Annotated in this window: 10 protein-coding genes; all 10 read left to right on the forward strand. The window is 68.5% G+C overall.

Annotated features, from left to right (window positions below; genetic code table 11):
• The first annotated feature begins 10 nt into the window (after nucleotides 1-10).
• Genes IB232_RS11720 through tssI form a run of 10 tightly spaced genes read left to right on the forward strand, consistent with a single transcriptional unit; the run spans nucleotide 11 to nucleotide 12,963 of the window.
• Nucleotides 11-1,516, forward strand: a complete 1,506-nt coding sequence (locus IB232_RS11720; protein WP_192399345.1) for a sigma-54 interaction domain-containing protein — start codon at nucleotides 11-13, stop codon at nucleotides 1,514-1,516.
• A 46-nt stretch (nucleotides 1,517-1,562) separates the two neighbouring features.
• On the forward strand, nucleotides 1,563-1,700 hold the full coding sequence (locus IB232_RS11725) for a type VI secretion protein (RefSeq protein WP_192398825.1): 138 nt from the start codon (nucleotides 1,563-1,565) through the stop codon (nucleotides 1,698-1,700).
• Between the two features lie 18 nt (nucleotides 1,701-1,718).
• Complete coding sequence (tagH, locus tag IB232_RS11730; protein WP_192398826.1) at nucleotides 1,719-2,945, forward strand: type VI secretion system-associated FHA domain protein TagH; 1,227 nt, start codon at nucleotides 1,719-1,721, stop codon at nucleotides 2,943-2,945.
• 18 nt (nucleotides 2,946-2,963) lie between these two features.
• Nucleotides 2,964-3,434 carry a type VI secretion system lipoprotein TssJ gene (tssJ, locus tag IB232_RS11735; RefSeq protein WP_137973954.1) on the forward strand — a complete coding sequence of 157 codons (471 nt, stop codon included), beginning with the start codon at nucleotides 2,964-2,966 and terminating at the stop codon, nucleotides 3,432-3,434.
• A 3-nt stretch (nucleotides 3,435-3,437) separates the two neighbouring features.
• Nucleotides 3,438-4,769: a type VI secretion system baseplate subunit TssK gene (gene tssK / locus IB232_RS11740; protein ID WP_137973953.1), complete on the forward strand. Its 1,332-nt coding sequence runs from the start codon at nucleotides 3,438-3,440 to the stop codon at nucleotides 4,767-4,769.
• 2 nt (nucleotides 4,770-4,771) lie between these two features.
• Complete coding sequence (gene icmH / locus IB232_RS11745; protein WP_192398827.1) at nucleotides 4,772-5,638, forward strand: type IVB secretion system protein IcmH/DotU; 867 nt, start codon at nucleotides 4,772-4,774, stop codon at nucleotides 5,636-5,638.
• Nucleotides 5,639-5,644: 6 nt separating this feature from the next.
• A complete protein-coding gene (gene tssM / locus IB232_RS11750; protein WP_192398828.1) occupies nucleotides 5,645-9,166 on the forward strand; it encodes a type VI secretion system membrane subunit TssM in 3,522 nt (1,173 codons plus the stop codon).
• Nucleotides 9,166-9,897 carry a PP2C family protein-serine/threonine phosphatase gene (locus IB232_RS11755; RefSeq protein WP_192398829.1) on the forward strand — a complete coding sequence of 244 codons (732 nt, stop codon included), beginning with the start codon at nucleotides 9,166-9,168 and terminating at the stop codon, nucleotides 9,895-9,897. The genes tssM and IB232_RS11755 overlap by 1 nt, the downstream gene beginning before the upstream one ends.
• Nucleotides 9,894-10,853, forward strand: a complete 960-nt coding sequence (locus IB232_RS11760; RefSeq protein ID WP_192398830.1) for a serine/threonine-protein kinase — start codon at nucleotides 9,894-9,896, stop codon at nucleotides 10,851-10,853. Before IB232_RS11755 ends, IB232_RS11760 begins: the two co-directional genes overlap by 4 nt.
• Nucleotides 10,854-10,878: 25 nt before the next feature.
• Nucleotides 10,879-12,963, forward strand: a complete 2,085-nt coding sequence (gene tssI, locus IB232_RS11765; RefSeq protein ID WP_192398831.1) for a type VI secretion system tip protein TssI/VgrG — start codon at nucleotides 10,879-10,881, stop codon at nucleotides 12,961-12,963.
• Nucleotides 12,964-12,968: the final 5 nt, after the last annotated feature.

Below are 12,968 nucleotides of genomic sequence, written 5' to 3' on the forward strand. Positions count from 1 at the left end.
AGCGGCACCGCTGCTGGGGCAGATCGCCCAGCCGCTGGCCTATGCCGAACAGTTGCTGCAACAGTTCACCCGCCTGTCTCGTCTGGCTGGTGCCGAACGCCTGCCGGCGGCCCTGGCCGAGGCGGCGGCCCAGCTCAGTGGCTGCCGCCTGGCCCAGCTGTACCTGTTGGACAGCACCCACACGCGCCTGACCCTGGCCGCCGAATGGCTGGACGGCCGGCTCGCCGAGCACGAGACCAGCCTGCCCAGCGACTACGACGGCGAGCAGCTGCTGCAGTACTGCCTGTGCCAGAACCGCCACCTGAGCCTGGCCAGCCTCGACCCCAGCCTGCATGAGACCAGCTTCCTGCCAGCCGCGGAAAAACCCTGGCGCAGCCTGCTGTGCCTGCCGCTGCAGGATGAGCAGGCGCGCGTCGCCGGCCTGCTGCTGGTGGCCAGCAGCGGCACCCGCGACCTCGACGGCTTCGCCGCCTCACTGGCCAGCCTGGGTGCCTTCGCCCTGGCCCAGCACCAGTTGCTGCAACGCCTGCGCGCACCCAAGGCGGCCGCGCCGGAAGCGGCCAGCCCGGCACTGCCCAGCGACTACGGCCTGATCGGCAACAGCCCGGCCATGCGCCCGGTGTACCAGTTGATCGGCAAGGTGCTGCACAACCCCACCAGCGTGCTGCTGACCGGCGAGACCGGCACCGGCAAGGAACTGGTCGCCCGCGCCATCCACGACTGCGGCTTCCGCCGCAGCAAGGCGTTCATCGTGCAGAACTGCGCCTCGCTGCCGGAAAACCTGCTGGAGAGCGAGCTGTTCGGCTACCGCAAGGGCGCCTTCACCGGCGCCGAGCGCGACCGCAAGGGCCTGTTCGACGCGGCCGACGGTGGCACCCTGTTCCTCGACGAGATCGGCGACATGCCGCTGGCCCTGCAGGCCAAGCTGCTGCGCGTGCTGCAGGAAGGGGAAGTGCGCCCGCTGGGCAGCACGCAGACCCACAAGGTCGACGTACGCATCGTCGCCGCCACCCACCGCGACCTGCGCAGCCTGGTCGAGGAAGGCCGCTTCCGCGAAGACCTGTTCTATCGCCTGTCGCACTTCCCCATCGAGCTGCCGCCGCTGCGCGCCCGCGCCGAGGACATCCTGCAACTGGCCCGGCACTTCGCCGCCAAGGCCGCCAGCTTCCTGCAGCGCGACGCCTGCCGCTGGTCCGAGGCGGCGCTGGACCACCTGGCCGGCTACGCCTTCCCCGGCAATGTGCGCGAACTGAAAGGGTTAGTAGAGCGCGCCGTACTGCTGTGCGAAGGCGGCGAGCTGCTGCCCGAGCACTTCAACCTGCACCCGACCAGCCTGGCCGACGACAGCTGCATGAACCTGCGCGAGCGCATGGAAAAGGTCGAGCGCAACCTGCTGCTCGACTGCCTGCGCAAGAACCGCGGCAACCAGAGCCAGGCCGCCCGCGAGCTGGGCCTGCCGCGCCGCACCCTGCTGTACCGCATGGACCGGCTGAACATCAGCCCGGCCGATGTCTGAGGCCGCCATGAATTCCCTATCCGTCACCGCCCGTGGAGAACCCGCGATGTCCCACCGCCTTCTGACCGCCACCCTGCTCGCCGCCCTGCTCGGCCTCGCCGGCTGCGGCGGCAACTACAAGTCCAGCGACGACGACTACCGCCCGCTGGGCGACCCGCACGCCGAACAGCAGCGCGAAGACTGAGCGCAAGGAGCCCCTACCATGGAACTGGTATTCGATATCGTCAGCGCCCAGCAGTACGCGCCGGGCCTGCTGACCAGCAAGAGCTTCAAGAAGGCCGGCGGCGCGATCGGTCGCGGCGAGGAATGCGACTGGGCCATCCCGGACAGCAAGCGCATCCTTTCCAACCGCCACGCCCAGGTCAGCTATGCCGACGGTCACTTCTACCTGACCGACATCAGCAGCAACGGCGTGACCCTCAAGGACAACGGCGCGCGCCTGCCCAAGGGCGAGCCGCAGCGCATCGAGCACGGCTGCGTGTACTGCCTCGGCGAGCTGGAGATCCGCGCCCGCGTGCTGCAGGACCCGGCCCAGTTCGAGGAGCAGATCGGCCAGCGCCAGCACGCCGGCAGCATCATCCCCGACGACGCCTTCCTCGACCTCGACCCGATCGCCGCCCTCGAGCAGCGTCCGCGCGGCTACAGCCAGCTGGACGAGTTCGCCGGCCTGGTACAGGCGCCGGAGGAAGAGCAGGCGCGCACCCAGTACGCGCGCATCGACATGGAGAGCCTGCTGGTGCCCGAGCTGGTCCGCAAACCGGAGCCGGCTCCGGTTGAAGCGCCGCGCCCGCAGGCCCGCCCGGCGCAGGTGCCGGTAGCCGCCGAGCCGCTGCCGCAAGGCTTCTGGCAGCGCTTCGGCGACGCCCTCGGGGTGAAAGTCGACGACCTCGATGCCGAGGCCCGCGAGGCCCTGGCCCTGCAGGCCGCACGCCTGCTCAAGCAGAGCGTGGCCGGCCTGCAGCAGAGCCTGCGCACCCGCAGCGAGCTGAAGAACGAACTGCGCCTGGCCCTGACCACCGTGCAGAGCGCCGGCAACAACCCGCTCAAGCAGGTCGGCGACGCCGGCGAGGCGCTCACCGCCATGCTGCGCGGCAACAAGCCCGGCCAGCTGCCGGCCGAGCAGGCCGTCGGCCGCGCCTACCGCGACCTGCAGGCACACCAGGTGGCGCTGTTCGCCGCCAGCCGCACGGCGGTGCAGGGCCTGTTCGAACAGTTCGCCCCGGAGCAGCTGACCCTGCGTTTCGAGCAGGATCGCAAGCCGCTGCTGGCCACCTCCGGCAGCCGCTGGCGCGCCTACCAGCGCCACTTCCGCGCGCTGGAGAAGGACGACGACTGGAGCCAGCGCCTGTTCGCCCGCGACTTCGCCAAGACCTACGAAGAGCAGGTCCGCCTGATCGCCACCCTCAACACCGATTACCAGCCTTCGTAAGAAGCAAGGATGAATGCCATGCGCCGTCTTATCAGCCTTAGCCTGCTCAGTCTGCTCGCCGCCCTCGGCGGCTGCTCCAGCCTGTCGCCCTACTCCGACACCACCAAGCTCGACCTGCGCCTGCAGGCCAGCGACGACCTCAACCCGGACCTGGCCGGCCGCCCCTCGCCGATCGTGGTGCGCCTGCTGGAGCTGAAGAATCCCTCGTCGTTCAACAACGCCGAATTCTTCTCCCTGTACCAGCGGCCCAAGGAGTCGCTGATGCCCGACCTGGTCAGCTTCGAGGAGATGGAAGTGCGCCCCGGCGAGGAGCGCGACCTCAAGCTCTCGGTGCAGCCGGGCAGCCGCTATGTCGGCGTGATCGCCGCCTACCGCGACCTGCCGGAAGCCAGCTGGCGCTACGTGGTGTCGCTGCAGGAAGGCGAGATCAACCAGGCCGGCGTGGTGCTCGGCAAGCGCGGCCTGGAGCCGCTCAAGGAAGAGGACTGAGCAATGGAAATGCTCAAGGTTGTCTGGCAGGAAGGGATGCTCCTGCGCCCGCAGCACTTCCAGCAGAACGATCGCTACTTCGAGCACCAGCTGAAGTCGCGCTCGCGCCTGCAGGACATCTACCCCTGGGGCTTCTTCAGCCTGGAGGTGGACCGCCAGTTCCTCGGCATGGGCAAGCTGGTGCTCAGCCAGGCCAGCGGCGTGCTGCCCGACGGCAGCCTGTTCGAACTGGACGCCAGCCGCGAGCCGCTGGCCCTGGACATCCCGCCGAACACCGCGGCCACCCCGGTGTACCTGGCCCTGCCGCTGGTCACCGGCAACCATATCGAGAGCCGCCGCAGCGAACAGCAGGATGTGCTGGCCCGCTATCGCGCCCACGAGCTGGAAGTGGCCGACTCCAACGCCGGCGACGTCACCGTCAGCCAGGTCAGCTGCGGCCGCCCGGACTTCCGCCTGCTGCTCGGCGAGCAGCAGAACGACCAGGCCTTCGTGAAGCTGAAAGTGGCGGAGATCTTCGACACCAGCCCGGACGGGGTGATCAGCCTCGACCAGGACTTCAGCCCGACCTTCCTGCATGTGCAGGCGTCAAGCTACCTGCTGTCCTGCCTCAAGGAAGTGATCAGCCTGCTCGGCCACCGCGGCGACATCCTCGCCGAACGGGTGCGCGCCGCCGGCAAGCTGGGCAATACCGAGGTCGGCGACTTCCTCATGCTGCAACTGGTCAACCGCTACGAGCCACAGCTGCGCCACTACCTCAGCCTGGAACAGATGCACCCGGAGCTGCTGTATCGCGAACTGGTCGGCCTGCTCGGTGAGCTGGCCACCTTCGCCGCCGACCACAAGCGCCCGCGCCTGGATGGCCGCTACCTGCACAACGACCAGGCCGCCAGCTTCCGCAAGCTGATGGAGGCCCTGCGCCAGGTGTTGTCCATGGTGCTGGAGCAGCACGCCATCGAGCTGCCGCTGCAGCAGCGCCAGTACGGCATTCAGGTCTCGCCGCTGCAGGACCACGCGCTACTCGGCAACGCCACCTTCGTGCTCGCCGCCGACGCCCAGTGCGAGTCCGAGGAGCTGCGCAAGCGCCTGCCGGCGCACCTGAAGATCGGCGCGGTGGAGCGCATCCGCCAGTTGGTCAACCTGCACCTGCCGGGGATCAAGGTGAAGCCGCTGCCGGTCGCGCCGCGGCAGATCCCCTTCCACGCCGGCAAGACCTATTTCGCCCTGGAGTTCAGCGCCGAGGAACTGGCGCAGCTGGAGAGCTCCGGTGGCTTTGCCTTCCACGTGTCCGGCGACTTCGCCGGGCTTGAGCTGAAATTCTGGGCGATCAGGAGCTGAACATGATCAGGGAAGCACAGGACAAGACCGTCGTCCTCAACCGCCAGGGAGAAGGCGCCGCACCGCGCGGCCCGCTCACCGACTTCGCCACGCCGCGCTTCGAGCAGCTCGAAGAGCGCATGGTCTACGCCGCGCGTATGCGTCCGGCGGAAGTCTTCAACATCAGTTTCAACCCGCTGGTGGCCGCCAGCGCGCTGCTGCTCTCGGAAGTGGTGCGGCTGAAGACCCACGCCAGCGCGGAGAACTTCGACGCGCTCAACGAGCGCCTCAACGTGGCGATCAAGCTGTTCGAGCACCGCGCCCTGCAGGAAGGCGTGGAGGGCGGCCAGGTGATGGCCGCGCGCTACGTGCTGTGCACCGTGGTTGACGAGGCCGTGGTGACCACGCCCTGGGGCAACGAGAGTGCCTGGTCGCAGATGAGCCTGCTGTCGACCTTCCACAACGAGACCTTCGGCGGCGAGAAGTTCTTCCAGCTGCTCGAACACCTGTCGCGCAACCCGGTCAAGCACCTGGCCATGCTCGAGCTGATGTACATCTGCCTGTCGCTCGGCTTCGAGGGCAAGTACCGCGTGCTGCCGCGCGGCATGCTCGAACTGGAAGCGATTCGCGACAGCCTGTACCGGCAGATCCGCCAGCTGCGCGGCGACATCCCGCGCGAGCTATCGCCGCACTGGGAGGGCCTCAAGGAAGGCCGCCGCCGGCTGGTGCGCATCGTCCCCGGCTGGCTGGTGGCGGTGGCCACGGTGGCCGGCCTGGCGCTGCTCTACGCCGGCTTCAGCTGGGTGCTGCACGAGCAGCGCGGCACCGTGTTGCAACCCTATCAGGCGGCCGAGGTTGTCCCGGCCCCCGCACAAAGCAATCAGGGATGATTTGAGATGAAGGACTTTCTCAAGAAAACCGCGGCGTTCTTCCGCAAGACCTGGGTCTGGAGTCTGTGCCTGGTATTGGTGCTGGCCCTGCTGATCTGGTTCGTCGGCCCGTTGCTGGCGGTGGCCGACTCCAAGTTCTGGGCGCCGGCGGCCAGTCGCCTGGTCAGCATCAGTATGCTGTTCCTCGCCTGGGGCCTGTTCATCGTGTTCGTCAGCTGGCGCGCCAACGTGCGCAAGAAGGCCGAGGCGGACGATGCCGACGCCCAGGAACGTCTGCGCCGCGACGGCCTGATCAGCGAGGAGCAGCTGGAGCTCAAGGGCCGCTTCAAGCAGGCCCTGCGCACCCTGAAGACCTCCAGCCTGTACCGCGGGCGCAGCGAGAAGTGGCGCAACGAGCTGCCCTGGTACCTGCTGCTCGGTCCGCAGGGCAGCGGCAAGACCAGCCTGCTGGACTTCTCCGGCCTGGACTTCCCGCTGAACAAGGGCGACGAGCGCCGCCTGACCAAGGACGTCGGCGGCACCCGCTACTGCGACTGGTACTTCGCCGACCACGCCGTGCTGCTGGACACCGCCGGCCGCTACCTGACCCAGCCCGACGTGGCGGTGGACAGCCGCGCCTGGCACACCCTGCTCAGCCTGCTGCGCAAGCGCCGCGCGCGCCCGCTGAACGGCGTGCTGGTAAGCATCCCGGTCGACACCCTGCTCTACGCCAGCGAGCTGGAGCTGGAGAACCTGGCCCGGCAGATCCGCCAGCGCCTGCACGAACTGCACGCCGAGCTGCGCGCCGAAGTGCCGGTGTACCTGGTGCTGAGCAAGGCCGACAAGGTCATCGGCTTCGACGAATTCTTCGACCAGCTCAGCCGCGAAGAGAGCGACCAGGTGCTCGGCACCAGCTTCCGCAAGGGCCAGAGCGCCACCGACGCCAGCGTGGTACGCCAGGAGTTCGAGGAGCTGCTGCGCCGCCTCAACAGCCAGGTGATCATGCGCCTGCACCAGGAGCGCGACACCCAGCGCCGCGGGCGCATCCTCGACTTCCCGCACCAGCTCGGCCAGCTCGGCGAGCGCCTGTGCCTGCTGGTGGAACTGGCCTTCAGCGGCAACCGCTACCAGCGCTCCAGCCAGCTGCGCGGCTTCTACCTGACCAGCGCACCGCAGCTGCAGGAACTGCTCGACCCAAGCACCACCGGCATCGGCCGCAACCTCGGCCTGGCCGGCAGCAGCCTGCCGACCTATCGCAGCGGCCGCGCGCGCTTCATCAACCAATTGCTCAGCAGAGTGATCTTCCCCGAGGCCGAACTGGCCGGCCTGGACGACAAGGAAGTGCGCCGCATCGACTGGCGCCAGCGTGGCCTGTACGCCGCCGCCGCCGCCTGCCTGGTGCTGTTCGGCCTGCTCTGGGGCACCAGCTATTCGGCCAACCATGGCCGCCTGGAACAGCTGCGCGAACTGGCCCTGCAGCTGGGTCGCGACGGTGAGGGCATCAGCGCCAAGGACGACGCCGAGCGCGCCCTGCCGCTGCTCGACGGCAGCTACACCGCCACCCAGGTATTCCCCAGCACCGGCGATGCCAGCCTGCTGGAGCGCGGTGGCCTGTACCAGGGCCCGCAGGTGCAGCCGCAGGTGCATGCCGCCTACCGCCGCAGCCTGGAAAGCGAGCTGCTGCCACGCGTGGCGCGCCAGCTGGAAGGGCAGATCCGCGCCAACCGCGACGACCGCGAGCTGCTGCTCGGCAGCCTGCGCGCCTACCTGATGCTCAACCTGGAGGAGCGCCGCGATCCGGCCTTCCTGCAGGACTGGCTGGCCTCCGACTGGTCGCTGCGCTATGCCGGCGACGAGCCGACCCAGAAGCGTCTCAACGCGCACTTCCAGCGCCTGCTGGCCGAGCCGTTCGCCGCCTACCCGCTGAACGACGACCTGGTGGCCGAAGCCCGGCAGATCCTGCGCAGCGAGTCGCTGGCCAACGTGGTCTACCGCATGCTCCGCGACCAGGCCCGCAGCCTGCCCGACTACCGCATCGCCCAGGCCCTGGGTGCTCAGGCGCCGCTGCTGCTCGGCAGCGACTACGCCATCCCCGGCCTTTACACGCAGAAGGGTTACCAGCAGTTCTTCGTCGCCCAGGGTTTCGGCCTGGTGCGCGACATCCTCGAAGACAACTGGGTACTGGGCGAAGGCAACCAGCTCAGCGACCGCGACCTCGGCCGCCTGATGGTGGAACTGGAGCAGCTGTACTTCCGTGACTACGCCAACTACTGGGGTGAGGCCATCGCCCAGCTGAGCCTGGAGCCGATCGGCAACACCGCCCAGGGCATCACCGTGCTCACCGCTCTGACCGCGGCCAACTCGCCGCTGCTGCAGGTGCTGGTGGAAGTACGCGAGAACACCCGCTTCGACCTGCCGGCCGCCGCCGACCAGACCGACGACCTGGCCGCCCAGGCCAAGCTCGGCAAGAAGGGCAAGCTGGCCGCCGCCGCGGCTGGCAAGGGCCTGGACGCCATCGCCAAGAGCCTGCCGGACACCGCCCGCCGCGCCCTGCAACGGCGCTTCGAGCCGCTACACCGCCTGCTCGACGACAACAGCGGCGCCGGCCCGGAACTGGCCGCCACCCTGCAGGCGCTGGACGCCCTGCAGCTGCAACTGAGCGGCATGGCCCACGCCAGCTCGCCGGAGCAGGCCGCCTTCGAACTGGCCAAGGCGCGCATGAGCGGTCGCCCGGATGCGATCAACCAGGTCCGTGGCACCGCCGCGCGCCTGCCGCAGCCGGTGGGCAACTGGCTGACCCTGATCGCCGACGACAGCTGGCAGCTGGTGCTGAACGACGCCTACGGCTACCTGAACAAGCGCTACCGCAACGAGCTGTACGCCTTCTACAAGGAGTCGCTGTTCAAGCGCTATCCATTCAGCGCCAAGAGTGACAGCGACGTGGCCATCGCCGACTTCCGCGAGTTCTTCAAGGCCGACGGCGTGGCCGACGCCTTCGTCGACCGCTACCTCAAGGACTTCGTCAGCGACAGCGACGGCGAGTACCAGCTGCGTCGCATGGACGGCCAGGGCCTGCCGCTGTCGCCGGTGTTCCTGACCCAGATGAACCGCACCCAGGTGATCCGCCGCAGCTTTTTCGCCGAGAACCCGGCCGAGCCGCTGGTGCTGTTCAAGCTGGAGCCGTTCGCCCTCGACTACAGCCTCAACCGCGCCGACTTCCGCTTCGGCGGTCAGCAGATGGAGTACCGCCACGGCCCGATCATCGCCACCGCCTTCCGCTGGCCGGCCGAGGGCGAGAGCGAGCGCAGCAGCCTGGTGCTGGAAGAACAGGGCGGCCGCCGCGTCGGCATCGAGAAGAACAGCGGGCCCTGGGCACTGTTCCGTCTGATCGACATGATGAAGGTGGAGCAGCACAGCGGCCGCGACGTGCTGCTGCTCAAGGCCAACCTCGACGGCCTGCAGGCCAAGTACCTGCTGCACAGCCAGCGCTCGCCGAACCCGTTCGATGCCAGCCTGCTGCGCCAGTTCAAGCTGCCGGCGACTCTCTGATGAAGGTCGCCCAACGCCTCTGGTCCAGCGCCGGGCGCACCGACACCGGCAAGGTGCGCGAGCGCAACGAGGATGCCTTTCTCGACCAGCCGCAGCAGGGCCTGTGGGTGGTCGCCGACGGCATGGGCGGCCACCAGGCCGGCGACCTGGCCAGCCGCCTGATCGTCGAGAGCCTGGCCGAGCTGCCCGCGGAGCTGGATTTCGAGGACCGCCTGGACGCCCTGCGCGACTGCCTGCACCGCCTCAACCGCCACCTCAGCCTGGGCCTGACCCTGACCGAGGCCACGCCCGACCTGCTGGTCGGCAGCACGGTGGTGGCGCTGCTCGCCGAGGGCAACCGGGTGGCCTGCGTGTGGGCCGGCGACAGCCGCTGCTACCTGCTGCGCGGGCGCCAGCTGTTCCAGCTGAGCCGCGATCATTCGCTACTGCAGCAACTGGTCGAGGAACGCGGCATGAGCCCGGCGGACGCCGCGCGCCAGCCTGGCGCCCACGCCCTGACCCGGGCCATCGGCGCCGCCGAGGAACTGCAGCTGGACATCCTCGAACTGGAGAGCCTGCCCGGCGACGTGTTCCTGCTGTGCAGCGACGGTCTCTACCAGGACCTCGACCACGACGACATGACCGCCGCGCTGCTGCGCCCCAGTCCGCAGCTGGCCCTGCAACGCCTGTTCGACCTGGCCCTGCAGGGCCCGGCCCGCGACAACCTGAGCGGCGTGGTGATCAACCGATGAACGCCGAAGCCAAGGTGGTCAGCGCCGACCTCACGGTGATGGCCGGCGCCAACCCGGCGCGCGTCGCCCGCCCGCTGCCCAAGGACCTGCCCGAGCTGCTCGGCGGCCGCTACCAGATCGAGCGGCTGCTCGGCGTCGGCGGCATGGGCGCCGTGTATCGCGCCCGCGACCTGTTGCGCGAACAGTTCGGCGAACCGCAGCCCTGGGTGGCGCTGAAGACCCTCAGCGAGGACTTCGCCGAGTACCCGGACGCCAGCGCCCTGCTCTACAGCGAGTTCGCCCTCACCGCGCGGCTCAGCCACCGCAACCTGGTGCGCTTCTACAGCTTCGAGGTGGACCCGGCCTGCCAGCGCGCCTTCATCACCATGGAGCTGCTAAAGGGCAACACCCTCGACCACGTGCTGCACCAGTACCCCAGCGGCCTGCCTTGGCCCGAGGCACACCGGGTCGCCCTCAGCCTGCTCGAGGCGCTGCGCTACGCCCACGACCAGGGAGTGCTGCACGGCGACCTCAAGCCGAGCAACCTGATGCTCGGCGACGACGACATCCGCCTGTTCGACTTCGGCCTCGGCCAGGCCCGCGAGGGCTTCCTCAAGGGCCTGCCACGCCTGGCGCGCAGCCGCTTCGCCGCCTGGACGCCACGCTACGCCGCCCCCGAACTGCTCGACGGCGCCACCTTGAACGCCGCCGCCGACGTCTACGCCGTGGCCTGCGTGATCTACGAACTGTGCAGCGGCCAGCATCCTTTCCGCCGGCAAAGTGCTAAACAGGCGCTGGCAATGGAACTGCCGCTGACGGCCCCCGCGGACCTGCCCCGCGCACTGTGGCCGGCACTGCGCGCCGCGCTGGAATTCGACCCGGCCCGGCGCAGCACCCTGCCGGACCTGCTGCGCGCCTTCCGCAACCAGCGCCCTACCACTTCGCTGCTCGCGCGCTGGCTGCGCCGCCCGGCCTGACAGGCCTACCGACAAGGACGATCGCATGTTCAACCCCGCCAACCAGACCCACTTCAGCCTGCATCTCGAAGGCCTCGAGCACGACCTGCAGGTCCTCGAATTCAGCGGTCGCGAGGCCCTCGATCAGCCCTACCGCTTCGAGGTGGAACTGGTCAGCGAGAAGCCCGACCTGGACCTGGACGAGCTGCTCGGCAAACCGGCCTTCCTCGCCATCGCCCCGGACGGCAGCGGCATCCACGGCCTGATTCACGATGTCGGCCAGGGCGAATCGGGCAAGCGCCTGACCCGCTATCACCTCACCCTTAGCCCTAAGCTGACCTGGCTCGGCTATCGCACCAATCAGCGCATCTACCAGCACCTGACGGTGCCGCAGATCATCGCCCTGGTGCTGGAGGAGCACGGCATCCTCGGCGGTGCCTATCGCTTCCAGCTCGGCCCCAGCGTCTACCCCGAGCGCGAGTACTGCGTGCAGTACGACGAGACGGACCTGCACTTCATCCAGCGCCTGTGCGAGGAAGAGGGGCTGCACTACCACTTCGAACACTCGGCCAAGGGCCATGTTTTGGTATTCGGCGACGACCAGACCGGCTTCCCCAAGCTCGGCCGGCCCACCGCCTATGTGCAGGACAGCGGCCTGGTGGCCGACGAGCCGGTGATCAAGCGCTTCAACCTGCGCCTGGCCACCCGCACCAACCAGGTCAGCCGCCGCGACTACGACTTCGAGCAACCGCGCCTGCTGCTGGAAACCAGCGCCAAGGCCGACTTCCAGCCCAAGCTGGAAGACTACGACTACCCCGGCAGCTACACCGAGCGCACGCGCGGCAAGCACCTGTCGCAACGCGCGCTGGAGCGCCACCGCGCCGACTACCAGCTGGCCCAGGGCGAGAGCGACCAACCACGCCTGGTCAGCGGCCACCTCCTGGAAATCTCCGACCACCCGCGCCGCGAATGGAACGACCTCTGGCTGCTGCAGGAAGTGCTGCACGAAGGCAAGCAGCCACAGGTGTTGGAGGAATCGGTAACCAGCTTCCTCGGCGGCCAGCTCCCCTCTCCCCCTAGGAGAGGGGCCGGGGGTGAGGGTGCCCCAGGCGACTCCGACAACTTCAAGCAGGGCTACCGCAACCGCTTCAGCGCCACCCCCTGGGACGTGCTGCACCGCCCTGCCCTGCGCCATCCGAAACCCAAGGTACTGGGCAGCCAGAGCGCCGTGGTCACCGGGCCCAAGGGCGAAGAGATCCACTGCGACCAGTACGGCCGCGTGAAAGTGCAGTTCCACTGGGACCGCGAAGGCCAGGCCGACGACACCACCAGCTGCTGGCTGAGGGTGAGCTCCAGCTGGGCCGGCGACCGCTACGGCGGCATCGCCATCCCGCGCATCGGCATGGAGGTGCTGGTCACCTTCCTCGAGGGCGACCCCGACCAGCCGCTGGTCACCGGCTGCCTGTACCACAAGGAGCATGTGGTTCCCTACGACCTGCCGGCGAACAAGACCCGCACAGTGTTCAAGACCCTCAGCAGTCCGGGCGGTGGTGGCTACAACGAACTGCGCATCGAGGACCGCAAGGGCCAGGAGCAGATCTACATCCACGCCCAGAAGGACTGGGACGAGAACGTCGAGAACGACCAGAAGATCCGCATCGGCCACGAGCGCCACGACACCGTCGAGGCCAACAGCTACACCGAGCTGAAAGCCGAGGAACACCACACCACCCACGCCGAGCGCAAAGTGGAGGTGAAGGCCGAAGACCACCTGACCATCGCCCAGAACCAGCACATCAAGCTCGGCACAGCCCAGCTGACCAAAGCCGGCCGCGAGATCCACCTCAAGGCCGGGCAGAAAATGGTCATCGAAGCCGGCGTCGAACTCACCCTCAAGGCCGGCGGCAGCTTCATCAAACTCGACCCCAGCGGCATCACCCTGGTCGGCCCCCTGGCCAAGCTCAACGCCGGCGGCGCGCCGGGTTCGGGTACCGGTATCGCCATCAAACAGCCGTTGCAGTCGGGGATGGCTGACAAAGACAAGGCGGGGAATCTGCTGGATCAGGCACAAGCATGTGCCCTACTTAGCGGGTCGAAGAAACGCAAGCGGATGCTCAGCTTCTCAGGTTGAACCAG

It is taken from the genome of Pseudomonas sp. PDM15 (assembly GCF_014851565.1).
In the GTDB taxonomy this organism is placed as follows: domain Bacteria; phylum Pseudomonadota; class Gammaproteobacteria; order Pseudomonadales; family Pseudomonadaceae; genus Aquipseudomonas.

Coding starts and splice junctions, on each gene's coding strand:
- IB232_RS11725 (WP_192398825.1), top strand. CDS start 1,563: ATGTCCCACCGCCTTCTGACCGCCACCCTGCTCGCCGCCCTGCTCGGC.
- tagH (WP_192398826.1), top strand. CDS start 1,719: ATGGAACTGGTATTCGATATCGTCAGCGCCCAGCAGTACGCGCCGGGC.
- tssJ (WP_137973954.1), top strand. CDS start 2,964: ATGCGCCGTCTTATCAGCCTTAGCCTGCTCAGTCTGCTCGCCGCCCTC.
- tssK (WP_137973953.1), top strand. CDS start 3,438: ATGGAAATGCTCAAGGTTGTCTGGCAGGAAGGGATGCTCCTGCGCCCG.
- icmH (WP_192398827.1), top strand. CDS start 4,772: ATGATCAGGGAAGCACAGGACAAGACCGTCGTCCTCAACCGCCAGGGA.
- tssM (WP_192398828.1), top strand. CDS start 5,645: ATGAAGGACTTTCTCAAGAAAACCGCGGCGTTCTTCCGCAAGACCTGG.
- IB232_RS11755 (WP_192398829.1), top strand. CDS start 9,166: ATGAAGGTCGCCCAACGCCTCTGGTCCAGCGCCGGGCGCACCGACACC.
- IB232_RS11760 (WP_192398830.1), top strand. CDS start 9,894: ATGAACGCCGAAGCCAAGGTGGTCAGCGCCGACCTCACGGTGATGGCC.
- tssI (WP_192398831.1), top strand. CDS start 10,879: ATGTTCAACCCCGCCAACCAGACCCACTTCAGCCTGCATCTCGAAGGC.